Here is a 26,169-nt window from a genome sequence, read left to right on the forward strand (position 1 = left end):
TAAGCCTGTTGGCCAGTGGCCGGACAGGCTTAGTCGATTTATATAGCGGCTGTTTTTTCTCTAGCTTGTAGCAAATACATTTTATAATAGAGCCCTTTTTTGCGTAGCAACTCCTCATGGGAGCCTTGTTCCACAATCTCTCCTCGGTGGAGAACCAAAATTCGGTCAGCGTGCTTTATCGTCGAAAGGCGATGGGCAATGGCAATCGTCGTCCGGTTTTGCTCCATGGCAACAAGTGCTTTTTGAATCGCTTCTTCTGTCTCCGTATCAACCATAGCCGTCGCTTCATCGAGGACAAGGATAGGCGGGTCGGCTATCATCGTTCGTGCAAAGGAAAGCAGTTGCCGTTCGCCACTAGAAAACGTTCCTCCCCTTTCAGTCATTTCCGTATGATAGCCGTCAGGCAACTTATGAATGAATGCATCAGCGCCGACAAAAGCGGCAGCAGCTTCTACATCAGCTTGGGTATACCCGTCACGCGAGAGCGTAATATTGCTGGCAATTGTACCGCTATACATAAACGGGTCTTGTAACACAAGACCGACTTTTTGCCGCAGCTCTTCCTCTGGATAGGCGGATAACTCGCTATTGTCTATGCGAATAGAGCCTTGCTTCAGCGGATAAAAACGGAGCAACAAATGAATGATGGAGCTTTTCCCGCTACCAGTGTGGCCAACAATGGCAAGTGTCTCGCCTTTTTTGACGGTAAATGAAATGTTTTTTAGTACATCCGTTTTCCCATCATAAGAAAAAGTCACATTGTCAAATTCAATTTCACCCTCTGCCATTTGCGGCCTGTCATCCCCCTGTTTACCTGGGGCAAACTCCTGTTGGTCCATTAAACGGAAGACGCGCCCAGCTGAAACAATCGCTTGTTGGAATAAAGATAGCCGCTGCATCATTTGGTTGACCGGCTCAAAAAAACGATCAAGATAATTAACAAAAGCATACAAAACGCCAATCTCTACTGGACCAGCAAAGGAGCCAAAGCCAAAGTACAAAAGAATGATGGCAATGGCAAGGTGGCTTAACACATCGACGATCGGCCTAAGAAGCAAGCCGTCTGCTTTCATCGCCCGAAACCCTGCGCGGTAATGGGATTCATTTGTGTCCGCAAATTCTTTTTGCAGGCGCTTCTCTTGCCGGAACGCTTGAATAATGGCCATCCCTTGGATCGACTCGCTCAACTTCGCATTGATCTCACTCAATTTGGCGCTAACTTGTTCATAGAACCGAGAGCTGATTTTACGGTACATGCCAACTACTGCAAGAAGCAGCGGCAGAAAAGCCAAACAATAGAAGGCGAGTGTCGCATTTAAGTAAAACATGGCCAAAAACGTCCCAATTATAAATACGCTGTTTTTGACAAAGACAGCGAGCACGCTAACATATAGTTCCTTGATGGCTTCGGTGTCGTTTGTAATTCGTGAAATAAGGGCGCCACCAGGCATGCGGTCAAAAAAAGACAGCCCTAACTTTTGCACGTGGGCAAATACATCGAGCCGCAATGCTTGGACAATGTTTAACGCAATCCGCCAAAAAAGGACGCTTTGAACATACTGGCCAACCACAGCCGCTACTAATAACCCTACATACAAGACCGAAAGCGCCAACAGTGGTTTAAGTTCAAATAATTGCGGAGTTAAATAATCATCAATAAAGCGGGCAATCAAAATCGGTTGCAGCAGTTCCGCTCCGGCGGCCACCATCATAATGGCAAGGGCCAGCATGAACCGCTTCTTATGCGGGCTGGTGTAACAGAGAAGTCGCCAAAAAACGGCTCGCTGCTCACGTCCTGTCATCACGCCATCTGTATGTTTCATTCATTCTCCCCCTGTTCCACGGCCGATTCTAGCTGCTGGCGCTCATACATTTCTTTGTACCAGCCACCTTGTTGCATTAGTTCAGCATGAGTGCCTGATTGGCTAACCTTTCCGTCTGCAAGCACGAGAATAAGGGAGGCGTGGCTAATCGCACTTAAGCGGTGGGCCGTCATGATAATCGTCCGTTCCCGTTTTTCTGTTTGAAGGGCTTGTAAAATCGCTTCCTCTGTTTTCGCATCGACAGCTGACAGGGCATCGTCAAGTACGAGCAAAGTTGGGTCGCTTAACAGCGTCCGCGCAATGGAAATTCGCTGCTTTTGCCCACCAGAAAGGGTCACGCCCCGCTCTCCTACAACGGTGTCATAACCAGCAGGGAAACGAACAATGTCTTCATGCACTTGCGCTAACTTGCACACAGCGATAATTTCTGCCATTGACGCTTCTGGCTTCGCAAAAGCGACGTTTTCAGCAATGGTCGCTGAGAAAAGAAAATGTTCTTGGGGTACAAGGCCAAATGCCTCTTTGATACGACTAAGTTGATAAGCTCGAATCGAATGACCATCAATGAGGATATCCCCCTCCGTAACATCGATTGTTCGCTGCAACAGTGACAACAATGTTGTTTTGCCGCTGCCTGTCCTTCCGACAATGCCAAGTGTCCCCCCTTTTGGCAAGGAAAAAGCGACATGTTCAAGGACATTTGGTCCGTCTAGCGAATAGCGAAAAGAGTCAATACGGACATCGATCTCGCCTTGGATGGCCAAATCAAGTGCCTGTTCGCTTTCATGAATGTCTGATTTTTCATTCAACACAGCGCGGATGCGGTCATACGATGCATGCCCCCTTTCAACTACATTAAAGAACATGCCAATCGCCAACATCGGCCAGATCAAAAGGCCTAAGTAAACGAAAAAAGACGTCAACTGGCCAATTGTCATAGTCCCATCAGCTACAAAAAAACTACCAACAGCTACTGCTAGCAAATAACAACTGCCGATCACAATCGTAATCGTCGGATCAAACAACGCATCGATCCTCGCGACAGCCATGTTCTTTTCGACAACATGGGCTGACTTTTGCGCAAAACGGGAAACCTCTTCTTGTTCACGGCCAAATGCTTTTGTTACTTTCATTCCGCCTATACTTTCTTGAACGGTGTTGTTTAAAGCACTAAAGGCAGCTTGTGCACCAGCAAAACGACGATGAAGCAATTTCCCATAATAACTCGTTAACAGCGCCATCAACGGCAATGGCAACAATGTGATGAACGTTAACTGCCAACTGATCGAAACAGCCATTGTCACTACGACCATCCCACCTAGCAAGCACGCGTCCACTATCGTTAACACGCCTTCCCCAGCAGTGGCTTGGACAGCGCGCACGTCGTTTGTGGAGACAGCCATCAAGTCCCCCGTTGTCCGCTTATGGTAAAAGGAAGCAGGCATGTTCGTAAAATGCCGATACAAATCGAAGCGAATTTGCCGAGCTAACTTCAGCGACGTCCCAAAAATGAGTAAACGCCACAAAAAACGCAATATGTATAAAACAACAGCAATCCCCACTATCAAGCCAACCTCATTTAACAATGCCGAAGGCGTTAAGCTAGCGTCGGCAATCCCATCGACAACTTCCCCAATCACACGAGGAGGAATCAGCGATAAAAAAGAGACAACTGCAAGCACTGCAATCCCGCTTGCATAAGCCCGCCAATGTTTTTTAAAAAACCAGTTTAAGTCGACAAAAACCCGCATATCCCTGCCTCCCACTTGGATCGATTCAGTAAAAATTCATATTATTAAAAAACTAAATGACAGTGAACACCCTGCCGCTCAGACAGGGTGTTCACTTATTTAGACTGTTGCTTTTGCATCGCTTTCATCATTTGCGTGATTTTCTTCTGCGACGGATTTTGACCCATTTGTTGCATCATGACACGCAACATCTGTTCATTGATTGGCGGATTTTTTTTCAAATAGGACATCATTGTTTTGCGGGCAATGAAAAAACCAATGGCTAATCCCGCAAGAACAGCGACTGTATAGCCGATAATATGCCAAACCATTCCTGCTTCTTCCTCCTTAACCCTTCTTGTTAGCTCTTATACAACCTAATCTATTATACATGAGCCCTTTCTAATTTAAAAGGACTTGCGATTGATTCGGTCATTATTATTCAGGGAACGGACAGACACACGTCAAAATTAGCAAGCCTTTCCATGAAAAAAAAGCGCGCTTAAAGCACGCGTTGTTTTTCAAAAGGTTGGAGCCAGCCAAACCGCCCATCTGCGACATTCACTGCAAAAAAATGACTGTTGACTTCCTTCAAAACATCAAACACAGTCGTCTCGGCACTTAAATCACCGATTGCTTCCAACTGAATGCTTTTATCGCCAATCTCAACGAGGCATCTGTTTTTCTCATTAAACGTCGAACGCAGCTCATAACCATTTCCTTTTTTAAGTCCATACCGTTTATGCAGCGCTTCGTGGAGTTTGGCTTTCGGAAGCGGTTTCGTAATGTAATCCACTTGCCGATCGTAGATGTGCCGTTCGCTTTGCTTCGCCTTTGCCCGTTCTGTAAACAATTGAAACAGCTTGGCCTCTTTTCCTGAATAGGAAGCGGCCACTTCATCACTAAGCAAATAAAGCTCATAGTGCCTCATTGTCTATCGCCTCCCGGATAAGCTACTGCTAGTATACACTTTTTGTTCTGAAATAACTGTCTTTTTTCGCTGAAATTGATCGCTAGTTTTGTCGAAAAAGAAAAAGGCTCAGGTAGAGCCTTTTTCTTTTTCGTTACTCTTAATTAGGACAAAACAAATGCCTTATTTCTTTAATAACGCTTTTGCCCGTGAAACGACATTCTCAACCGTAAAGCCGAACTCAGCAATAACCGCTTCACCTGCGCCAGAAGCGCCAAACGTGTCAATGCCAAGCACGTCTCCTTCGTCACCTACGTATTTTGCCCATCCAAACGAAGAGCCCATTTCAATCGCCAGGCGCGCTTTTACATCTCTCGGAATCACCGCGTCTTTGTATTCCTGTGGCTGCTCCTCAAAACGATCCCAAGACGGCATGCTGACTACTGACGCATCGATCCCCTCGTCAGCAAGTGCAGCTTGTGCTTTCACAGCTAGCGGTACTTCTGAACCAGTTGCCAACAGCACGATTTCCGGTTTATCTTTTGGCTCCGATACAATGTATGCCCCTTTTTTGACCCCTTCATAAGCCTTTTTGTCCGTACCTTTTAACGTATCGACATTTTGACGGCTAAGAACGAGCGCCGTTGGGCGGCCTTTCGACTCTAGTGCGATTTTCCAAGCAGCAGCCGTTTCATTTCCGTCACCTGGACGAACAACGGACAAGCCAGGCATCGCCCGCAATGCCGCAAGATGCTCTACCGGTTCATGGGTTGGACCGTCTTCGCCAACAGCGACGCTATCGTGAGTAAGCACATACGTGACTGGCACACCCATAAGCGCAGATAAGCGAATGGCCGGACGTAGGTAGTCGGAGAAGACAAAAAAGGTTCCTCCAAATACTTTCAATCCGCCGTGAAGCGCCATTCCGTTTAAGGCGGCCCCCATCGCAAATTCGCGGACACCAAACCAAATATTGCGCCCGCCATAGTTGTCGCGACTAAAGTTGCTTTCCCCTTTTAGCGTTGTTTTGTTTGAGCCAGCAAGGTCAGCAGAGCCGCCAAACAATTCAGGCGTGTGGGCTGCAAGGGCATTGAGCGCTTCGCCTGAAGAAGCCCGCGTTGCAAGGCTTGTCCCATGCTCATAGACAGGCAAAGCTTGGTCAAATCCTTCTGGCAACTCCCCTGAGAAAGCGCGCTCGTACTGCGCAGCCAATTCAGGATTCTCTGCCTTGTATGCAGCAAACAAGTCGTTCCATTCTGCCTCTTTTGCTGCCCCATCTTCTTTAACCGCAGCAAAATAAGCTTTCACTTCCTCTGGAATGTAGAAGTCTTCCTCAAACGTCCACTTGTATGCTTCTTTTGTTAACTTTACTTCTTCAGCGCCAAGTGGAGATCCGTGCGAAGCCGATGAAGCTGCTTTGTTCGGTGAACCATAGCCAATGACTGTTTTGACTTCAATTAGAGTCGGACGGTCGACACTTTTTGCTTCTTCAATCGCGCGGTGAATTTCTTCCATGTCCGTGCCATCTTCTACACGAACAACATGCCAGCCGTAAGCTTTGAAACGGTCTTCCACACTCTCAGAGAACGATTCATGCAAATCGCCGTCAAGTGAAATGTCATTTGAATCATAAAGGAGAATTAAACGTTCAAGCTTCAAGTGACCAGCTAACGAAGCCGCTTCTTGTGAAACGCCTTCCATTAGGTCGCCATCGCCGCAAATCGCATACGTATAATGGTCAACAATCGGATATTTATCAGTATTGTATGTAGCGGCTAAATGGCGCTCTGCCATTGCCATACCGACTGCCATGGCAATCCCTTGCCCAAGCGGCCCTGTCGTTGCTTCGACTCCGTCTGTATGGCCGTATTCAGGATGGCCTGGTGTACGGCTGCCAAGCTGGCGGAAAGACTTCAAGTCGTCAAGCGTCACGTCGTATCCACTTAAATGGAGCAAACTATATAGCAGCATGGAACCATGGCCAGCAGAGAGTACGAAACGGTCGCGGTTTGACCACTTCGGGTTCGCAGGGTTGTGGTTCATATGCTTTGTCCACAAATTTAATGCCATCGGCGCTGCGCCCATCGGCATCCCTGGATGGCCGGAATTCGCTTTTTCAATGCTGTCGATTGATAGCGTACGGATTGTGTTAACAGCCAATTCTTCAACTTTTTTTGTCAATGGATAACACCCTTTCTGCTGCCTTCTTTCCCTCTCATCATATACTTTCTGAAAAAAATGTACAAGCCTGAGTAGACTTGTACAGTTAATGCAATCGTTTATGTTTTTGCGCTTTGCTGTCCTTTAATTTTTGTGGAGTAACGTCATTTCCTTTCGCGTCGACGACTTTTACGGTATGGAGATGGTCCGTAAACGACGAACGGAAAGCCGACAAATATTCGTTGCGGAGTGCTTTTTGTTCCATTGCTTGTTTTTTTGTCAAGCCAACTGTTTTTGATAGCTTTGACAATTCATTGATGCGATCAAGTTTTTCTTTTGACAACATCGTCATCACCTACCTTTTGTTCGCCCCCATCATAGCATTCATCCAACACGAGAGCAAACAATCAGCTTACGGCAGACTAGACGAACAATATCCACGCCTTGCCCCGCTCATAGCCCTGGAAGCGTCGTTCCATGCACAAGAAAACCGTCGCTCAATTCGCTTCTTCTCTCGCCCCGTGCCCCTGTCTAGCAACTGTTTATCATTCTTTGCTAACAACCACCAGCCTATGCGTTCCCTTTCACATATTTTTGATAACGGCGATGAACAGTTGCTTTTGAACAATCAACGCCCATCCCTTTTAAAGTTAAGGCGATTTCATAAAAAGTCAGCCCCCGATCACGGAGCCTCACAATTTCTTCCACCGGCAAATCGAGCTCGTAGCGTCCGCCGCCTCGTTTTTTCGATAAGTTCTGTTCTGGACGGTATCCGCTAGCTACTGCTGCCCTCATTCCCCGTTTAATTTTTAAATTATGTAGTTTTCGTTGGTATTCTTCTACAATACCGACAATTTCCAGCACCATTTCATCCGCTTCAGACAATACAAGCTCCCCTTGATGGTGGGCTGTATAAATGGTAACGCCATATTTTTTCAATTGGTACAAGAGCGCAATTTTTGTTTTCCCTCTACCTAGGCGAGTATCATCTGTAATAAGCAAACAAGAGACAACCCCTTCTTTGCATAAATCCAATAAAGCGAGGAGGCAATCCCTTTCCAGGCTATAGCCGCTCGCCTGCTCTTTAAAAACAGTGTATACATCCATGCCATTCGTCCTTGCCAATTCGACCAGTTCTTTTTCTTGCCGCTCTAAAGAACTGGTTTGGTTTTCCTTCGTCGTGCTCACCCGGCAATAGATAGCCGCCTGTTGTTTTTGTCCATTTTCCGCCAATTTCCCGCGGCCTCCTTCCCGTGATAATTTGCTTAACCACCTGCAGCATGTCCACTAACAGATAAGAACGAACTCAATCGCGCCAACGTTAATGCGGCATTGCCATCGTCCTCAACCTATTTATTTTATCAACAAAGGGCCTCCGACCTAAAGGCTTTCACTCCTCTGCTTAGCACAACCCTTCCAATTATGTTTTTGCTGTTGTATTCTTAATTGTCAATTAAAAAAACGCGATCAATTGAAGTCGTTTCAACGATTTGCTCTGGCATGATTTGCTGTTCGTGTTTCTTGTTTTCGTTTTTTTCCTGCTCCCCAGGCCATACCAAGCTTGAGAAAATAAACAATACCGTCAAAATGCCGCCGCCTACTAGCCCCATATCTTGTTTCCTCAATACGATCACCCGTTCCTAGAGAATGTTTGTTCTGTTAACAGAATACAAGGAACAACTGTTCGTGTCAACTGCTTTTTTAGAACTTATGTTTGCGTTCATACGTTCGATATGGTAAAGTTTGTTTAGAACAGTCATATGAAAGCAGGTGGGAAAATGTCGAAATTGTCGAAGCGCCAAGAAGAAATTTTGGCGTACATAAAAGAGGAAGTAAAGAAAAAAGGGTACCCGCCGTCCGTCCGGGAAATTGGTGAAGCAGTTGGGCTCGCTTCAAGTTCCACTGTACATGGCCACTTAGCCAGACTAGAAAAAAAAGGCTATATTCGCCGCGACCCTACTAAACCGCGGGCGATTGAAGTCCTTTCTCTCGGATTTGATAATGATACATTTGTCAAAAAAGAGACAGCAAGCTTTATTCCGGTAATCGGAAAAGTTACCGCAGGTGTTCCAATTACTGCAGTTGAAAACATCGAAGATTACTTGCCCCTCCCAGACCATCTAGCCGCTTATGACAATACGTATGCGCTTGTCATTCAAGGGGAGAGCATGATTGAAGCGGGTATTTACGATGGAGACCAAGTAATCATACGGCAACAGCAAACAGCCGATAATGGCGATATTATTGTGGCCATGACAGAAGACAACGAAGCAACAGTAAAACGGTTTTTCCGGGAAAAAGACTACATTCGTCTCCAACCAGAGAATTCTTCAATGGAGCCGATTATCCTTGAAAACTGCACGATTCTCGGAAAAGTCATCGGAGTCTTCCGCACGATCCACTAACAGGCCAATAGCTCTTTCAGGTTGTTGACTAAGCTCCAACAATAAACAAGATTAAATGAAGACGCTTGTCCGACAAGAAGCAAGCCGCGGGAAGACGTAAACCGAACGTACTTTAAAAAAAAGCTTTCGTGCTTGGAACGACTATTCCAATATGACATGGTAACCACACATATGGGAGTGTTTTTCTACAAACTAAAGACTCTTTCATCGATGATAAAAGAGTCTTTTTTGTGTAGCTGCCATCTTGCAAATGACCAAGCAGTTTCTTCGCTGGTACATACAATAAATAATAAGAAGGTGGTTCTACTTATGCCGTAACAAATCCTTTTAACAGCCAAGCCGCTGCCAAAGGAAAACAAGCTTAGTTGCTACGATAACGGTAAATAGGCGATGCTACTAGCATGACAGCTATGCTCCTACTAACGCCATAACATTCGCTGTTCCGAAAAGGACAAGAACGATCAAGCACTTGTCAGAGTTGACCATTAAATCAGCTGTAGAACCCCTCTCGCCCAACGTATTAGCCTGATTCCATTTGCTTTCTTGCGAGCAGAGCGCTCGCAGAAAGCTTTTTTAGTCTGGTAGGCTGCTTTGTTCCTTTTGTTGGTGGCTAAGAGTCCATTTAAGCACAACTGCTGTCATAAGGAACAGCAAACCGGCCGAAATAAATACATAAGGAATGCCATAGCCGCTTGCAATCATTCCACCGAGAACGGGCCCAAGCACATTTCCAAGAAAGCGAAAACTTTGGTTATAGCCAAGCACTTCCCCTTGCATGGCAACAGGGCAAGCTTGGCGGATAAAAGCAGTTGTGCACGGTAGTAAGCCTCCTACGGCCATGCCGAACAGAAAACGCAAGACAATCAGTTGCCAAAGAGAACCGACAAATGCTTGTGGGATAAACAAAAGGCCTGATAATAGCAACAAAATCAACATGACTTTTTCATGGCCAATCCGATCACCGAATTGCCCCCAAGTACGAGTTAGCATTAAATTGCCAAGCCCAGTGATTGAGAAGGCAGCTCCTGCTAAAAAAGCCATATTTTCAGTGGTATGGGCAATTTGGTTGACATATAAGGCGAGCAAAGGTTGAACACTAAACAGAGCCATTTGCACAATTAAGGCAACAAACATCACCATTAAGAGCAGCGGGCTTTTTACGATACGGCCAAGTACTTCTTTAGAACGATACTTTCTTTTTCTTTCTCCTTTTTCTTCGTAAACGACTTCCTTCACGCCGAATAAAACGAGCACTGTTGCAATTAAAAGAATAGATGAAGTCAACAAAAATGTAAGTTCCATCCCCACTGTATCAGCGATCAATCCACCAAAAAGAGGTCCTAGCAAACCGCCGGAAACCGTCCCTGTTTGCAATGTTCCTAGCATTTCCCCTGCTGTTTTTTTGCTACTTTGGGCAGCAATCAACGCCATTGAGGCGGGAATGAACCCCGTGGCAAGGCCCATAAAAGCGCGCAATACAAACAATTGTTCTGCTGAATGTACGTATCCCATTAAAAAGACGGATAAGGCGATACCGAATCCTGTACCAAGCAATACTTTTTTTCGTCCAAACCGGTCGCCAACTTTTCCCCAAAGCGGAGCAACAAGAAAGGCGACTAGAAAAGCGACAGCAAACACATATCCTGCCCAGCGCTGGACTTCATCAACATTGTAGTGGCCTAAAGATTCAATGTATAGCGATAAAAAAGGAATGACCATTGTCATACTTGCCGAAACAAAAAAGTTGGCAAACCACATGATGAGTAAATTTCGTTTTTCAGGTTGTATTCCAATCACCTTCGTTTACAATACTACTTTCCATTTATTTCGCCAATCTAAATATATAGCGGAAAAGAAGAGCCGTCAAACCGTGAAAATCGCGATTTGAGGGCGCTATAATCGCAGGCAACGGAAAAAGGGCGCTTATTATTCCGTTATCACCATATTTCATGTAGTTGAATAGGCTAACAAAGGAAGGCAAGGAGGGGTTATATGGATAACAACAACGGCTGGACTTTATTTGTAACCATCCTCGTGTTGTTTATTTTGTTGATTATTGTTGGGATTATTTTGTTTTTTCTATAGGAGTCTTATAAAGGAAACAACGAAATCATTTGATGTTCAACAGGCTCCAGTTTAGTGGCGGTTACGCCGAGCAGGCGAATTTCTCGGTCCACCTGGCCGAATTTGTCCCAAAGTTCTGCTGCGTAACTATAAATGTCGGCGCTGTCTCGGATCGGTGCCGTGAAACTGATTTGCCTTGTCAGCGTCTCAAAGGAACGGTACCTAATTTTTACAACGATGGTTTTACATTGTTTGCCGTGTCGTTCCAAAACCGCCTCCACTTCTTTTGCTAAACGGCGCAACTCCGTCAAGACAGCCGATTCAGACGTTAAAGGCTGGAAATACGTATGTTCTTTCCCGACCGATTTCCGCTCACGCTGCAAGTTCAATGGCTTATTATCAATCCCACGGGCTTTTCTGTAATAGGAAATTCCCGCTTTGCCAAAATGATGGATCAGATCAAGCTGTTCCATTTGATAGAGGTCTGCGCCTGTGTAGATTTTTAACTCGTGCATTTTTTTGCTTGTTTTTGGGCCGATGCCTGGAAATTTTTCAATCGGCAATTGGTGGATGAAGCCAAGTGCTTGTTTAGGCGTAATAACCGTCAATCCTGCTGGCTTCCGGTAATCGGAAGCGATTTTCGCGATAAATTTATTGTAGGAGACGCCCGCAGAACTTGTCAGCCTAGTTTCCCGCCAAATATCTTGCTGAATTTTTTTAGCAAGAAGGGTCGCACTTTTTACGTTTAACTTATTTTCTGTTACATCCAAGTAAGCTTCATCAATGGACATCGGCTCGACTAAGTCTGTATAGCGATGCATAATGTCCCTAATTTGAAGAGAAGCCTCTCTGTAGGCGCTAAAGTTCCCTTCTATAAAGATCCCCTCAGGACAACGTTTATAAGCCTCATAAGCGCTCATAGCCGAGCGGATGCCGTATTGCCGTGCTACATAATTCGCTGTGGCGACAATACCCTTCCCACCCGTTTTACGAGGATGTTTTGCAATGATAACCGGCTTCCCACGTAAAGAAGGGCAGTCCCGTTCCTCTACAGAAGAAAAAAAAGCATCCATATCAATGTGAATGATTTTCCGTGTTGTATCCCGATGAGGTTCTGGCAATTGAATCCCTGCAGAAAACGGCATCTTCGCTCTTCCCTTTCCAATCAGTATCCATTTTTATTTTAGCGAACGTTTGATCGGGTGTCAATTGCCATGTTTTAGTATGGTACGTGAAATTATGAAAGCGAACATCCGTTTCAAGCTCGTCCTTTTGTTTGCCAGATTGCCGGCGATGCTGTTTTCGATCCGAGTAGCTTTGTATTGCTACAACCATTCAGCACTCCATTAAATCGAGTCCTCCTCTTTTTTTGTTTATGCTATCCTGTAAATAGAACCTTCTTTTGCGATTATAAAGGAGCGCACTTACTTATGAAAACGTTCGCTGACTTACAAACTGGCACACACTCTCAACAACTTGCCTATCGGCTTTTAACAGAACTCGACTTGATGAATGCACTCAAACACTACTCCCCAGTATTATGCGGAACGATCCCTTTAGGCATTGACACCCCGTCTTCCGACTTAGACATTATTTGTGACGTCCGCGATTTTGAGCGTTTTGAACGAACCGTAACAGCACTGTATGGCGGACTCCCCCAATTTCAGCTTAAACGGAAAACGATTCGCGGCGTACCGACAATAAAGGCGAACTTTCGCTATCAAGGAAAGGTGTTCGAGCTATTTGGCCAGCCGCAACGTGTGGAATGCCAATATGCCTATTTGCATATGAAAATTGAACACCGGCTTCTGTTAGCCCATCCTGAATGGAAAGAAAAAGCGCTATACATGAAAAAACAAGGCGTGAAAACAGAACCAGCGTTTGCTTCTTTACTTGGCATTAGCGGCGATCCTTATGAGGGGCTTTTGGCATATGGAAAAGAGGCATTTGGAATTGGCTGCTAAAAACGGCATTTACCAAAAAACCCCAAAACCAAGAATGGCAGTTTTTACAACAAACATGTCAGCTAGCTTTCTCCATCTTAACGCGGAATCATGAAACTTTTATTCCGTGTCCTCGTATTTTGATTATAAAGATCGTTCTAGAGTTAGACAGAAAGGGTGTTCGATCGTGCTAAGCTTTAAAATAAAAGATGGGCTTAACCTTAATGATAAAAAGAGCGTTACCGTTCTAGACGGACAAGATCATATAATTGGGGAAATAAAGAAAACGACTGTTCCTGGAAACGAGAAAGGCACTACGTTTGTCTTTGAACAGGAAGGCGTAAAAGCGACGTTAGGGATAAAAAAAGGCCGTTTGTTGTTTGCAACTTACCGGTTCCAAGTCAATGGCGAAGAATTTCAGTTAAAAGACAACACGCTTAATAGCATGCTTTACTTTTGCGTCAGGGGCACCATTAACGGAAAAAAATGGCGGATTGATGAAAATTGGGATCAAGAACTAGACGTAAGTGTAGACGGAAAAAAGATCGCACTCATTAAACCTCATTCGTTTTTAGGAGCTGATCTTCTCATCGACGCAGAAGCATCGCGCCATCCACTGCCCTTTTCTTTAACGTGTTTGATGTATTTTATGCTAAAAATTTATCAGGAGGAGACCGAATTCATCGAAGACATCATTGATGAGCTTCTTTAATGAATTTGTGCCATCTACGGCACATTTTTTGCGAAATTCGTTTGCACACTATAATTGACGTAATTAATATTATGTTAACTAAATAGTATTAGCTTACTCATCACTTGATTCTATCTCGTTCCATAGAAACAACTTGACAAGTTGCCGAGATAGCAAAATGGGACGAATCGCTATAAATTATACCTAGTTATAAAAAATAAAAGCTCCCCCATTTACTGGTAGGCAAATGGGGGGATTCAACATAAAGCTACTTATTCTTAGGGATCTGATTAAGGCGATTGTTCAATTGTTTGACCATTTCCTGCGTAATCGCTTTGCCTGCCTGCTTAAGCATTTTTTCCAGCGGCATGGTGTCAATTTGACGCTGTATCGATTCAGGCAATGTCACATTTTTAGCAACATCTCCATATGAACGTTTGGCACGTTCCATCACTTTGGCCAACAATTGTGCTGCTCGTGGTTCTGCTTTTAAATCGGCGATGCTGTCAAGAATCGAATAATACCCTTCTCTGGCAATTTCATCAGGACGGTCAAACCAGTTGACAATTTCATACCCCTCCTTGATATAGGTTTTATTAAGCGTCTCCACTTTCTGGATACGAATCGTATCCGACAGCTCACCTGATTTTGCCTCAATTGCATGTTCATTTGAAATGGGGACATGGAACTTGAACACCTTCTCCCCTTCTTGCGTAGAAAATGCCTTTCCATCCACAAATAGTGTCACATTTGGTTGGTTCGTATATACTTTAACTTCTGTGACATCTTCAGTCCGTTGTACGTATCTTCTTCCGCATATATGAATAAATGGTTCTTTTGAAAGATAGGCTTTATAAACATAAAATGCATCCTTTTTCAGCTTGCGGTCAAATGTGACAACCCCTTTTTGGTTTTGACCTGGTTTTCCACCTTCATTGCGACCATCAGCACCAAAATCGAACATGTTCCAGCAATGCATCGCCCAGATATAAGGACGCTCACTCCACATTTTCAACATGTGTTCATGGTATAGAGCCTGATATGGTTCTGACCAGTCCCCTTTTTCTGGTTTGCCGTTCTGATAAGCCGGATTTGCATCAGCACCGTACTCAGACAAGCCAATGACCGTGTTAGGGTGCTTTGCATGAAACTCATCGAACCATGCGTCGTTCTGCTCGACGTCACCTACATACCATCCATAATAAAGATTATAGCTGCAAATATCGGACAGTAACATAAAAGGATGATCGATATCCAACATAAATGCATGCGCCATGGTGGTGGGACGAGTATCGTCCAGTTTATGACATAGATTATGAAGCAGTTTGTGATTTTCCACAATATCATCGGTAACCCCTGCCGCTACTGTGATTTCATTGGACAGTCCCCAGCAAACAATCGAAGGATGGTTGTAGTTTTGCACAACGAGTTCCCTCATCTGACTAAGTGTATTGTCCCGCCCTTCTGGCATATGTTCCGTAATATAGGGAATTTCAGCCCATACAATCATTCCATATTCGTCGCAGAGGTCATAGAAATACTGGTCATGCTGATAATGGGCAAGCCTCACCGTATTTGCACCCATCTCTCTCAATAAAGCCATATCTTCATCTTGCATTTCCGTTGTCATTGCATTGCCCACACCTTGGCGATCTTGATGGCGAGCTGCTCCACACAGGCGATAGGGACGTCCATTCAACATAAAACCATTTTCCGGATCGATGGCAAAAGTACGGCAGCCAAAACGGGTTTCTAAGAGATCGCCACTTTCCAGTTCTGCCTTGACCGTGTACAAATACGGGTCTGCCACACCATCCCATAGACGGGCATTTTCAATTGTAAATACACATTCGGCATGGCCATCGTGAACCTTTGCTTCCAGTGTTCTCTCTTCTATCGTAAATTTCACAACATCCGCAACGCCAGTTACCCAGGCTTCCACTTTTACCCCAGCATTCCTGCCCTCTACATTGGGTGTCACTTTTATGCCTGTTCCTCCGTAATAGCCCAGTTCAAAATGAGTCGCCGGCACAGTGATCATAAACACATCACGGTAAATTCCCCCATAGAATGTGAAATCAGCTTTTTGGGGATATACCGTATGATTTTTGCTATTGTCGACGGCAACTTCGAGGATGTTGGATGCACGAATAACATCCGTTATGTTTACGCGAAAGGTAGAATAACCCCCTTCGTGATGACACAAATGCTGACCGTTGACATAAACTTGCGCGGTCATCGCAACACCTCTAAATTCCAGCCACACCTCGTCCCCTTCACTCATTTCTGGCCTGGCAAATTCTTTTACATACCAGCAAGTGCCCCGATAGTAATCATTGCCCCCGTCCTGCCCATCGGCCGCATTCCAAGTATGGGGCAAGTCTAACCTCTCCCCTTCTGCTTCCAATGTAAACCCGGCCCCAACATCTTCTTTGATAAATTTCCATTTATGGTTAAAAAGCGTCTGTTTTCTCATAAAAAAGCGACCTCCTAACTATTTTGGCGCCCTATCATTCCACATGTTATTGTTGGAAACAGGACAGATTATCGTTTGCTGAAATGCCTGCGCACCGTGATAAACAACTATCAATCATCTAAAAGGGTAGGTACACCTTAATACTACGTTTGCTCCGTACAAAAATCTTTGAAGCGACTACTAGTGATTGTTTTTATTTGATTTCTTCCTTCCCAATTACATAATGGAAATAGTTAAAATGTGCAGGAGCAGTTGACTTTTTCCCATTACCCGTTGCATACAAGGCGAAATAAACCCCCGTAAATCCACCTGCTACTTGAGAGGAAAGAAGAGACGTTTCTCCACTACCAATCACTGTTTCTTCACCTGTCGCACTTGTATAGCTAAAAGTAAAGCACGTGTCCGAAGCCTTTACCGTAAATACAACGCTTGATTCGTTATACTCTATTTCCTTTTCTACCTTCCATAGGCTTCCAACATGGCGACGAAATAGAATAACAGATTTTCCTTGTTGTCTAGTTTTTGCGATATCATAGTGATAATTTTCGTTCATGAATACTGTTAAACCAGCTTCCTCCCCCACTTCATTAGGAGAAAACTCCATTAAAGTAGAAATCCTACAGTTAAAATGTTGTTGTCTTCGACCAACAAAGGCTGGGGCTTCAGAATCATTTAACGTACAAGATTGACCGTAAAGTGTTAGTGAACCCGGCTTGTCAACTAGCGACCAACAATCGTTTTGTGGATTACGATAAAAATTCCAAACAGGTGGGAGTGAATCGCTTTCAAAATTCTCCACTTCTTTCCATGGGGTTGGGTTGCTTAATGGAAGAGATGTTGCCTCATGCTCTAATTCAACTCGACCATTGTTCCCAATTATCGGCCATCCTTCTTCCGACCATTCGACTGGAGCGAGATTCGTTTCCCGACCTAGATGATGGACCTTTGTACTTTTAACTGGCCTAAAACCTAGGAATACCGCCCACCAAGTACCATCGTTTGTTAAGACTAGATCGGCATGACCGGTTGCTTGAATGGGTAACTTCGTACTCCTGTTAGATAATATTGGGTTATCTGGATTGCTAACAAATGGGCCATAGGGACTTTCACTCCTGGCAATCGTCACCATATGACCATACTCTGTGCCACCTTCGGCAATTAATAAGTAATATAAACCGTTGATTTTATATAGGTGTGGACCTTCTGGTGAACTTCCACCTGTTCCTTCCCATATATACCTAATTTCACTTTTCAGTTTTCCAGAATTAATATCCAACTCTGCTTGGATAATCCCTTCAGACCCTATATTAGGAAATGCAGCACCCGTTACATAAACTTTGCCATCATCGTCAAATAACAAAGATGGGTCATATCCTTTATAACCATCAATAAAAATCGGATTTGACCATGGACCTTCTATATAATCCGCCCAAACAAAGAAAGTCTTTCGAATCGTTATATTCGTTGTAATGACATAAAACCGTCCATTATAATGACGAATGGTTGGAGCAAAAATACCTTGAGATGGAATATAAGAATGCTCACGTTTAAGCTGCAACTGACTTTCACGTGTTAGGACATGGCCAATTTGCTCCCAATTCACTAAGTCCTTACTGTGATAAATCGGGATTCCAGGAAAATATTCAAAGGAACTCGTGACTAAATAATAATCTTCTCCGACTCTACATATGCTAGGATCTGGATGAAACCCAGGAATGATTGGATTCGTGTATTTCATCTGAGCAAGTCCTTTCTGCTAATTCTTTATGGTTTTTATTAATGGTGACATCTCCTTCTTTAACACTTCTCTAACAGCAAATCTTCATGTCATGCCTAATAAGCAATCATTATCAAATTATGGTAGCATTACTTTGACAATAGTTATGGTAATTTGGCTTTTATTTTAGTGTTATTTATAGATATGTGTATTATTTTCATAAGGCTGTGGAGCTTTTTTCCTTTATTCCCTAAACACACACAATAATTTTAAAAATAGGTTGTTCAAAAAATATTATATTGGCATTTTTGAACAACGCTAATGATTATATTATGAAATTCAAGTACTATTTTGTAAGGACATTTGGCGCGTCGTCAATAATATCAACTTGTCTCCGTCTTTCAAGTTCTACTTGAATTTCTTCCATACGATCTTTATCTAACTCGTAGAATTTCATTGCAATTAATGATGCAATGTAAGCTAACATCACGACTCCAAGATTAAGAAACATCGTCATCCAAAAAATCTTGTCAGAATATGGAGTATTTACATCTGGAAACGCAGTTTTAAAACCAATAAATGCTAGCAACAACCCTACAATAGTTTGTTGTAATGATGAAACCACTTTATCAATAAGACCATAGATAGCAGATATTGTACCTGCCGCATAGGTGTTTGTTTGATACGTATTATAATCGACAACGTCTGCTAACATCGGATTTACAAGACCGGAAGATACATAGCGAGCTGCATTTTTAGCAATGTATAAAAACAAGAAAGCGATTGTCATAAAGCCCATATTATCCATACGAATTTGGGTTGGGTCACCCAACCATAAGAGTAAGAACATCGCAGCATAAAGAATTAAACATGCCCATGTTGCAATTACATACCCTCTTTTTGACCCGACTTTCATTGCATAACTGATTCCTAAAATAAGAACTAGAATATTAGGAAGCGTTGAAATACCTTGTGTAGCACCCAACATAGCGTAATCACCTATGACTATAGCAAATAGCATTACGTTTACAATCGCATTACCAGCAATTTGCAAACTCAATTTATCCGTAACCATAGCAACGGAAAACATTTGCAATGGTCTATTCCCTTTCAGTAAAGGCCACAAGTCTTTCGCTTTAATCTTCACTGTATTTTTCCCAATACCAAAATTTTCAAGATGATCTTTCGACCAAATCCCTATAATTTGTGCTAAACAACATATCCCCCCTACTATTAGAGTGAAGATTAACATTTCGTGAAATAGTTCTACATCATCATACGTGTATTTTCTTGTTAAATAAAAAGAAAGAAAAATGGTACCTGCTGCATAAAAAAGCATCGTATAAATCATATTAAGTCCACCAAAGATTGGGCGTTGTTTAGGGTCATTAGTAAGAATAGTATTACCAATATTACCAGCCACTCCATTTATAGTATAACCAATGGTGAATAATAGATATAATATAATAAAGTAAATCATCCTAAAGCCATCAGGTACTAGATGGGTTGTTAAAAACATAACCGAAGTTGACGTGGCCATCGTTAAGTAGCCAATTAACGCAGTTGGTCTAACCTTTCCAAATTTCCCTTTTGTTTTATCAATAATCAAAGCAATAATTGGATCTGTAATACCATCAAAAATCCGAGTACCGGTAATAATAAATGAGGCAATAACAGTACCAAGACCTACAGGACCAGCTGCATAGTATGCTACTATCCCCATCATAAACGAAAATGCATTATGCCCCATACCATACATGGGGTATAGAGCTAATTGCCACCATTTTGCACGTCTGAACTTTTTGTTTCTTTCAACAATTTCCATTTTCCTTTGTTCTTTCTTTAACTTCCTCGCTTCTTTGTTACTCATAATATTTCCCCCTCCTCACTAATTAACCCAATGTAGGCTGTTTATATGCTCTTTCCCTCTTTTAAGCGCTTTCAAATAACATTTTGTATAGTGGTGTGGGTGTTAACGCTTTAAATTCTGAAATAGAAAAGATATTATTACATTTCCTTTTCGCTGTATTTATTCTAAGACAGACAGTACAGATCTAAAACAACACCTTGACTATTAAGTAACTCAATTTCATTACCCTAAACCGTAGAATCAGTCTAAAATGTTTTTTAAATAAACCCAATTACTTGTCTGTGTACGCCAGACTTATGTTATCACTTACCCTCCCAGCGTAATCCTTTAGGTTATTAGGGATTTGATACTTACTATACTTATTCTTAGAATACAGACAATAAATTTTTCGCTAAAATAGTTAAAATTCTGTCACCTTAAATAAACCTGACAATATTTTTTTCTTTTTGTCATTACTTTTATCTTTCATTAACAAACCCTTGACTCTAAGAATCTATCTGAGTAATTAATGTCTTCCAAAACAAATTTTACCTATTTTTTAGTGGCGCACAGTAGAACTTATTGATTAACCAATAGTTACTGTCTCATCATCTGTTCAGATCTTTGAATTATTAATTAAAAGTCTCCCTACTTATTTAAATATCTTTTCATAGGAAGAAGAATTCATTAAGCAACGTAGAACATTAGCAGCACATTTTTGAAGGTCTCCCAAAGATAGATAAGACCCCTTGTTAGTACCACGATAAGTAACTACCTTACTACCATCGGCCTGTTCAACAACGGTAGCAATGCCATCTGCCACAAGTTTCATTACTTGTTCACTAAGTTCTATACCTGCTTCAACTTTCGTAGAGACTGTATCCATTCCTACTGCATTCGGCTCAAATGCGTTCCAGCTCTGTATGATCTCCTTTTTAAAGCCGCCGTATACTTCAAAAACCTCTTCTTTCACAGCTCCATCAGGCGTAAATACTGGTTGCTGCCCTATCAATGCTGCTATCAGTTGCTCGCTACGGTAACCACCCATAATCAGATCATTACCTGCATGTAGATCAAATGGTTTTATACTATTTGAGCCCCAGTCTGTCATAACTAATCCATCAAATCCCCACTCTCCTCTTAAAACCTCTGTCAACAGTTCATAGTGTGAAGAAGTATAAATTCCATTTAACTTGTTATAACTTGTCATTACAGTTGCAGGACTTGCCTCCCTAACGCAGATTTCAAATCCTCTTAAGTAAATTTCACGCAATGCTCGTTCAGAAACGGTACTGTTGGTAAAAGAACGATTAGCTTCCTGATTATTACAAGCAAAGTGCTTAATAGCTACATACTCTCCCGGAATACTCTGTACTCCAAGCGTCACTGCTGCCGCCATTTTCCCAGAAATTAATGGATCTTCTGAATAGTATTCAAAGTTTCGTCCACACAATGGATCTCTGTGTATATTCATTCCGGGTCCTAAAATCACACTATAATTGTAGTGCGCTAATTCTTTACCTAAACCAATTCCAACTTCTTTACAAAAATCCACATCCCAAGTCTGCGCCATTACCATGCCCACTGGATAAGAAGTAGTTGCACCACCTATGATATGTAAACCTGCAGGTCCATCTGTCATAGGCATATTAGGAATACCGAGAGATTCAACAAATAGGCTAGTTGTACTTCCCGAAGAACGAGGTGCTTCAACTGGCTTTACTTTTTTTGTCATACGTTTAGACACAGTGTATGGTGTTTCCCTAGCATCGCCGGCTACCAATCGTGTTAAGACTTCTGGAGCTAAGGTCGCGATAAATTCTTCCACGGTTACATTACCTTGTTTTACATCAAGTAATGTAGCATTAGGATGATTTTTTACCATAACCACTTCCTGTTTAGTAGGAAAAGGAATTTCAGAATAACTATCAGTTGTTGGCTTTTTATAAACAGTTCCTTCCGGCACGTAAGTCATCGTCTTACGAGAAATAAGGTTCGCACCATCTATAGTAATACACTCAGCCGCCTTTAACTCTACCACTGGTGCATTTATCGATTCGGTTTTTCTAGTAGGAGGTATCAGTATTTGCAATTTACGATCTGGAGACATTTCATTCTTTACTTTTCTAACAGTTGCTTTGTGATCCAATCTTATAATGGCACTTACAGTAGTATCTTTACTGTCATTACCTACTCGAATAAGATAATCTCCTTTCTCCATTACAAAAGCTGCTAAATTAGTATCATAAGATGCTAGACTTTCAGTAGAAATTTTTATTATAAGCGTTTCTGTCTCTCCTGGTTGCAACAATTTTGTTTTAGCAAAACCTTTTAATTCCTGGTATGGTTTAGGTAATCTACCTTCAGGGGAACTAACGTACACCTGAGTGACATCCCTTCCAGGTACTGGTCCAATATTTTTAACAGCAATGGTGACTGCTACCTGCTCCCAGGTAGCAGTCACAGACTGTACATCTTTTTCAAAAGTTGTGTAGCTAAGACCATATCCAAAAGGATAAAGTGGTTCTACTCCAAACGTATCAAAATAGCGATATCCTACAAAAATATCTTCTACATAATCTTCTTGCATAGAATCACCATCATTTTCTCCGAACGTAGCTGATGCAGGGTTATCACTGTATTTTTTTGCCCAAGTATCCGTTAGTTTTCCACTAGGACATACTTTTCCTGTCAGCACATCTGCAAGTGCATTTCCTCCCTCATTACCTGCTAAACCCATCAAAACTAAAGCATCTAAACCTGGTATCTCATTGATAAAGTTAGCATCAATAACACAGGTGTTTAATACTATGATCGTCTTTTTAAAGGTGGAGGACAGTAATTTGAGGTTATTACGCTCAAAAGCAGATAGATAATAATCACCGTCCACTGTCTTTCTATCACCATTTTCTCCAGCATTTCTGCTAATGACATATATAGCTGTATCAGCCTTGGCTGCCTCTTTTAGTTCCTCCTTGGTAATCTCCAAATCATCAATTCGAATTTTCTTGCCACTCCAAACTCGTTCAACAAAAGTAAGTGTAGAATCCTCATCATTTGCCTTTTTACTAGCAGCCATAAATCGATTTAACCATGAAGTGGAAGTAAGTTTTAATTTTGCATTCAAGAGACCTTCCATAACATTTACCGTATAAGGAGCAGGTGCAAATCCACTTCCACTCCCACACGTTACAGTTTCTGTAGCACCTGAACCAAACAATGCCACTTGATTGTCTTTTAATGGTAACGCTTCGTTAGCGTTTTTTAATAGGACCATTCCATCAGCAGCACAGGAACGCGCTGTTTGCATATTTTCAGGGTAGGGATGTTCAACTGGTTCTGCAAGAATTTTATTAATAAGGTTTTCCATTCAAGTACCTCCCCGTCTAGTATGTTTAAGTCCCAGTTTTTTGATGATCTGAGGCTTTGGTATCGAGATAGTTCTAGATAAATGGTGAATTGAATTATGTTAGAACGAGCTTCATAATCTTTCAAAACATCCAAATTAATATTCAGATATCCATCTTTATATTGACATTCAGCTTTACCGCCCCTCAAGGGTTCAATATTTACACTTTCTTTCACACCTTTCAAGCGCAGTGAGATATTGTTTATCGGTATGGGAGAAAAGTAGCTATTGGCAAAACAGCCAGAATTGTTGACCAGTTGTATGATTTGTTGTTCCTTGTTTCTGCAGATATTTACTATCATAGGCGTTAGATCTGGAGCTATCTCTTCTATTCCACATAGTGAGAAAAGAATATCCTGTATGATGTTCAGCGTATTCTGGTAACCCTCTTGGTGATAGAACGTTCCGATTTTCCAAGGAATGTAGACAGCACGTCCCTTATGATATTTCGACACAAGGATTCCTGGCTCTTGGCTAACCTCATTATAGTAGCAGATTTCGGGCGGTCCAAACGCGTGTTCCGGAATTAGCCGTAGATACTTGTTTACGTTTTCTTTTGGTTCAACCATTACGAGATTGGGTCCCGGTGCAATCAATGGAGTTTTCATGCATCGTGGGAACAAGTCTTTCTCCGCCTCCGGAATTTCAAATATTGAAGACATCAGGTCACTTTTGATTTCTTTGACATGTTCAATTCCTAGACAATTCAACCCCGTACTGTTGCGAGCTTCAAATTGATGATTATAGAGTCCTGTTTCTCCTGTTGCGATGATCGTTCCGCCATTTGCTGCAAACTCATTCACATACATCAAAAAGACTTCCAAAGGCGTTTTATAGTCTAACGATTTTCTCGGAATATGGTTTCGCTTTGACGCAACGGAATAAACAAACGATTGGCTGGCATTATTAAAATCCATTTTTTTCGGTAGGCCATCTTTTCGTAATAACCCATTTGATCCCCCTCGTTTAATGCGCACTGAGAAGGGGTTCCGGGATCAGCGAAATAAATGGAAAGATCATGGTTGTTGCTGATTTCACGCCAGTTTGAGAATTCTTTTCCGCAATCAAAGGTAATGGAGCAAATGAGATGGCTTGAAACGCTCCAAAGCCAAGCATTCAAGGCATTCTCAACGGCTTGGGCCGTCCGGGCATGAGGCTTTAGCGTGATAATCACCTTGGATAAACGCTCAATCTCCAAACTTACCATTTAAGCCTTTACGATTTCATGGTAATTCTTGAATCATCCCAACGTTTTTTACAATAAAACCTATTACATCATTGATTGACGCTTTACGACTAAGTGAGTCGGCTTATCGTCCACACCTGTGTCAAAAAGCAGTATTGCAGGTGTTGGTCTTCAACTCCTCTGGATGAATTCACTTTTTAATTTTTGACAGTTCTTTATTTAATACGAATACCAACTTTTCAGGGAAAGATTGAGGGGCAATATCCACCAATTTATCGATCGTAAATCCTTGGATCAAGCTATACGAAGAACTATCTCTAAAACTTTCCCCTAAATATTTATTAAGCACTGCTTTCGCTTCTTTATTATCATAAAGCTCTTTAAACGTACAGTGAATGGAATAAACATCATCTGTAATCTGTAATTCCTCTATCTCTACTCCATCCAAATCAGGAATTTGGAACACGTTACTTGTTTCTCCTCCTTTGTCCTCTTCCTGATCCGGCGTATATATATCACTTTCCCTCAGTTGATTGAGAAGCGGCTCGCCAGCACGATAACGCCTAATATTCTCACTGATAATGTCAATAGTACGGCCGGTGCGGTCGGGTACCTGTGGCGTCGTATGCGGTGTAATCAAGGTATTAGGCGCATCCCATAAAGGACTATCCACAGGTAGAGGTTCCTTTGTGAACGTGTCGAGACCGGCGCCGCCGATTAGCCCTTCATACAGCGCTTCCGTCAATGCTTCTTCATCAATGACAGCTCCGCGGGCCATATTGATAATATAGGCAGAGCGTTTCATCAGCGACAGTTCCCGCCGGCCGATCAAGTGGTGTGTCGCATTGTTCAGCGGCACAGCCAACACGACGAAATCACTCTCAGCGAGCAGTTCATCCAGCGTGTCGCCATTCTCCGCACAGTAGAGCTGATCAACTCCCGGCGGCGGGGAACCGGCACTGCGACGGTAGCCGAGCACATTCATGCCCATCGCTTTCAGCCGCACCGCCAGCTCGCTGCCGGTATGTCCGAGACCGACGACGCCTACCGTGCGCCCGTACAATCCGCGAAGATCGTCCTGACCGGGAACTCCAAATTGGTGAGCCCTCTGAGCATCAAGGAACCGCGGGTATTGATACGCCAAGGCCAACATGAAAAATATCGCATGCTCCGCAAGCACCGGAGCCGAACGCCCCGCAGAGCTCGTTACAAGCAGCTCCCTTTCAAATATCTTAGGCGAGGCGAATTTGTTTAATCCGGCGTGATCGCAGTGGACCCAGCGGAGCAACGGCGCCTGTAGAAACCGTTCATCGAGGTCTCCTCCGAGCACAGCTACATCGGCGGTTTCTAGCGCTTTCTGTATCCCTTCGTGATTGTTTCTTCGTAAGCGAATGACTTTTGCTGGCGCGAAGCCATCAACCAATTTCTGAAAATGTTCATCGCTGTAGTTTACGGTAGTAAGTACGACGCGTATATCCCTCATTTTATATCCTCCGAATTTTTGTGCAGAACTTCTACGAGCGGCATCAAATATTTTGGCCAAGCATCTCGAACGTTCCGCAGCTAATTTGATTTTCAAATTCATGTCCTCCGGTGATACAGTGCTGAAATCGATCAAGGTCAATCCGCTCCTCCCTTGGTTGACAATGCCTTCCGTACCGAGATACATCTCTTCCACGTCCGAAGGCATCGAGAAGTCATCACGATATCCGCTTCACCTGCGAGTTCCTTTAGCGTAAACCCGATCTTGCCACAAGCAGCCGCGAAGCTTTATTCGTTGCCTTTACTCCGATTCAGCCCAAACAC

General features: G+C 42.9%; 20 protein-coding genes and 1 pseudogene. 4 read left to right on the plus strand and 17 right to left on the minus strand.

Annotated features, from left to right (window positions below; all coding sequences use genetic code 11):
* Positions 1-38: 38 nt before the first annotated feature.
* From N6H06_RS14540 to N6H06_RS14575, 8 genes are all read right to left on the minus strand, one after another.
* Complete coding sequence (locus N6H06_RS14540; RefSeq protein ID WP_263707403.1) at positions 39-1,823, minus strand: ABC transporter ATP-binding protein; 1,785 nt, start codon at positions 1,821-1,823, stop codon at positions 39-41.
* Positions 1,820-3,574 carry an ABC transporter transmembrane domain-containing protein gene (locus tag N6H06_RS14545; RefSeq protein ID WP_263707405.1) on the minus strand — a complete coding sequence of 585 codons (1,755 nt, stop codon included), beginning with the start codon at positions 3,572-3,574 and terminating at the stop codon, positions 1,820-1,822. The genes N6H06_RS14540 and N6H06_RS14545 overlap by 4 nt, the downstream gene beginning before the upstream one ends.
* 95 nt (positions 3,575-3,669) lie before the next feature.
* Complete coding sequence (locus N6H06_RS14550) at positions 3,670-3,885, minus strand: YneF family protein (protein ID WP_011247005.1); 216 nt, start codon at positions 3,883-3,885, stop codon at positions 3,670-3,672.
* Between the two features lie 170 nt (positions 3,886-4,055).
* Positions 4,056-4,484: a sporulation inhibitor of replication protein SirA gene (gene sirA, locus N6H06_RS14555; RefSeq protein ID WP_062750550.1), complete on the minus strand. Its 429-nt coding sequence runs from the start codon at positions 4,482-4,484 to the stop codon at positions 4,056-4,058.
* 162 nt (positions 4,485-4,646) lie between these two features.
* A complete protein-coding gene (gene tkt, locus N6H06_RS14560) occupies positions 4,647-6,644 on the minus strand; it encodes a transketolase (protein WP_263707406.1) in 1,998 nt (665 codons plus the stop codon).
* 85 nt (positions 6,645-6,729) lie between these two features.
* The gene (locus N6H06_RS14565; RefSeq protein WP_062750815.1) at positions 6,730-6,969 is read right to left on the minus strand and encodes a DUF896 domain-containing protein; all 240 of its coding nucleotides are present in this window, start codon (positions 6,967-6,969) and stop codon (positions 6,730-6,732) included.
* Between the two features lie 224 nt (positions 6,970-7,193).
* Positions 7,194-7,856, minus strand: a complete 663-nt coding sequence (locus N6H06_RS14570) for a YneB family resolvase-like protein (RefSeq protein ID WP_062750554.1) — start codon at positions 7,854-7,856, stop codon at positions 7,194-7,196.
* 209 nt (positions 7,857-8,065) lie between these two features.
* Positions 8,066-8,248 (minus strand): hypothetical protein, encoded by a 183-nt coding sequence (locus tag N6H06_RS14575; RefSeq protein ID WP_153020579.1) that lies wholly within the window; start codon positions 8,246-8,248, stop codon positions 8,066-8,068.
* Between the two features lie 153 nt (positions 8,249-8,401).
* Between N6H06_RS14575 and lexA the strand changes: the two genes are divergently transcribed.
* On the plus strand, positions 8,402-9,028 hold the full coding sequence (gene lexA / locus N6H06_RS14580; protein WP_062750556.1) for a transcriptional repressor LexA: 627 nt from the start codon (positions 8,402-8,404) through the stop codon (positions 9,026-9,028).
* Positions 9,029-9,601: 573 nt separating this feature from the next.
* Here the strand turns inward: lexA and N6H06_RS14585 are convergent.
* On the minus strand, positions 9,602-10,825 hold the full coding sequence (locus tag N6H06_RS14585; RefSeq protein ID WP_238583385.1) for an MFS transporter: 1,224 nt from the start codon (positions 10,823-10,825) through the stop codon (positions 9,602-9,604).
* A gap of 195 nt (positions 10,826-11,020) precedes the next feature.
* On the opposite strand from N6H06_RS14585, the gene N6H06_RS14590 reads away from it, so the two are divergent.
* On the plus strand, positions 11,021-11,113 hold the full coding sequence (locus N6H06_RS14590; protein WP_082808461.1) for a sporulation protein YjcZ: 93 nt from the start codon (positions 11,021-11,023) through the stop codon (positions 11,111-11,113).
* 5 nt (positions 11,114-11,118) lie between these two features.
* Here N6H06_RS14590 and dinB read toward each other — a convergent pair whose 3' ends face one another.
* Complete coding sequence (dinB, locus tag N6H06_RS14595; RefSeq protein ID WP_062750557.1) at positions 11,119-12,237, minus strand: DNA polymerase IV; 1,119 nt, start codon at positions 12,235-12,237, stop codon at positions 11,119-11,121.
* 285 nt (positions 12,238-12,522) lie between these two features.
* On the opposite strand from dinB, the gene N6H06_RS14600 reads away from it, so the two are divergent.
* Together N6H06_RS14600 and N6H06_RS14605 are read left to right on the plus strand one after the other, a co-directional pair.
* Complete coding sequence (locus N6H06_RS14600) at positions 12,523-13,056, plus strand: DUF4269 domain-containing protein (protein ID WP_263707407.1); 534 nt, start codon at positions 12,523-12,525, stop codon at positions 13,054-13,056.
* A 166-nt stretch (positions 13,057-13,222) separates the two neighbouring features.
* Entirely contained in the window at positions 13,223-13,747 is a 525-nt protein-coding gene (locus tag N6H06_RS14605; protein WP_062750561.1) for a hypothetical protein, read from the plus strand.
* Between the two features lie 247 nt (positions 13,748-13,994).
* Here the strand turns inward: N6H06_RS14605 and N6H06_RS14610 are convergent, their stop codons facing one another.
* The 7 genes and pseudogenes from N6H06_RS14610 to N6H06_RS14640 all read right to left on the minus strand — a co-directional run bounded on the left by N6H06_RS14610 (position 13,995) and on the right by N6H06_RS14640 (position 25,846).
* The gene (locus N6H06_RS14610; RefSeq protein ID WP_263707408.1) at positions 13,995-16,202 is read right to left on the minus strand and encodes a glycoside hydrolase family 2 protein; all 2,208 of its coding nucleotides are present in this window, start codon (positions 16,200-16,202) and stop codon (positions 13,995-13,997) included.
* Between the two features lie 193 nt (positions 16,203-16,395).
* Entirely contained in the window at positions 16,396-17,940 is a 1,545-nt protein-coding gene (locus tag N6H06_RS14615) for a glycoside hydrolase family 43 protein (RefSeq protein WP_263707409.1), read from the minus strand.
* Between the two features lie 325 nt (positions 17,941-18,265).
* Complete coding sequence (locus N6H06_RS14620; protein ID WP_263707410.1) at positions 18,266-19,789, minus strand: MFS transporter; 1,524 nt, start codon at positions 19,787-19,789, stop codon at positions 18,266-18,268.
* A gap of 631 nt (positions 19,790-20,420) precedes the next feature.
* Positions 20,421-23,138 carry a glycoside hydrolase family 3 protein gene (locus tag N6H06_RS14625; RefSeq protein WP_263707411.1) on the minus strand — a complete coding sequence of 906 codons (2,718 nt, stop codon included), beginning with the start codon at positions 23,136-23,138 and terminating at the stop codon, positions 20,421-20,423.
* Complete coding sequence (locus N6H06_RS14630; protein ID WP_263707524.1) at positions 23,033-23,986, minus strand: hypothetical protein; 954 nt, start codon at positions 23,984-23,986, stop codon at positions 23,033-23,035. Before N6H06_RS14630 ends, N6H06_RS14625 begins: the two co-directional genes overlap by 106 nt.
* Positions 23,972-24,369, minus strand: a pseudogene (locus N6H06_RS14635) (IS30 family transposase); the annotation flags it as partial. The pseudogene N6H06_RS14635 and the gene N6H06_RS14630, both read right to left, overlap by 15 nt.
* 184 nt (positions 24,370-24,553) lie before the next feature.
* Positions 24,554-25,846: a D-2-hydroxyacid dehydrogenase gene (locus N6H06_RS14640; RefSeq protein WP_263707412.1), complete on the minus strand. Its 1,293-nt coding sequence runs from the start codon at positions 25,844-25,846 to the stop codon at positions 24,554-24,556.
* Positions 25,847-26,169 lie beyond the last annotated feature (323 nt).

The organism is Shouchella tritolerans (genome assembly GCF_025770735.1).
Lineage (GTDB): Bacteria > Bacillota > Bacilli > Bacillales > Bacillaceae_D > Shouchella > Shouchella tritolerans.

Coding starts and splice junctions, on each gene's coding strand:
- N6H06_RS14540 (WP_263707403.1), bottom strand. CDS start 1,823: ATGAAACATACAGATGGCGTGATGACAGGACGTGAGCAGCGAGCCGTT.
- N6H06_RS14545 (WP_263707405.1), bottom strand. CDS start 3,574: ATGCGGGTTTTTGTCGACTTAAACTGGTTTTTTAAAAAACATTGGCGG.
- N6H06_RS14550 (WP_011247005.1), bottom strand. CDS start 3,885: ATGGTTTGGCATATTATCGGCTATACAGTCGCTGTTCTTGCGGGATTA.
- sirA (WP_062750550.1), bottom strand. CDS start 4,484: ATGAGGCACTATGAGCTTTATTTGCTTAGTGATGAAGTGGCCGCTTCC.
- N6H06_RS14565 (WP_062750815.1), bottom strand. CDS start 6,969: ATGTTGTCAAAAGAAAAACTTGATCGCATCAATGAATTGTCAAAGCTA.
- lexA (WP_062750556.1), top strand. CDS start 8,402: ATGTCGAAATTGTCGAAGCGCCAAGAAGAAATTTTGGCGTACATAAAA.
- N6H06_RS14590 (WP_082808461.1), top strand. CDS start 11,021: ATGGATAACAACAACGGCTGGACTTTATTTGTAACCATCCTCGTGTTG.
- dinB (WP_062750557.1), bottom strand. CDS start 12,237: ATGCCGTTTTCTGCAGGGATTCAATTGCCAGAACCTCATCGGGATACA.
- N6H06_RS14600 (WP_263707407.1), top strand. CDS start 12,523: ATGAAAACGTTCGCTGACTTACAAACTGGCACACACTCTCAACAACTT.
- N6H06_RS14610 (WP_263707408.1), bottom strand. CDS start 16,202: ATGAGAAAACAGACGCTTTTTAACCATAAATGGAAATTTATCAAAGAA.
- N6H06_RS14615 (WP_263707409.1), bottom strand. CDS start 17,940: ATGAAATACACGAATCCAATCATTCCTGGGTTTCATCCAGATCCTAGC.
- N6H06_RS14620 (WP_263707410.1), bottom strand. CDS start 19,789: ATGAGTAACAAAGAAGCGAGGAAGTTAAAGAAAGAACAAAGGAAAATG.
- N6H06_RS14625 (WP_263707411.1), bottom strand. CDS start 23,138: ATGGAAAACCTTATTAATAAAATTCTTGCAGAACCAGTTGAACATCCC.
- N6H06_RS14630 (WP_263707524.1), bottom strand. CDS start 23,986: ATGTATGTGAATGAGTTTGCAGCAAATGGCGGAACGATCATCGCAACA.
- N6H06_RS14640 (WP_263707412.1), bottom strand. CDS start 25,846: ATGAGGGATATACGCGTCGTACTTACTACCGTAAACTACAGCGATGAA.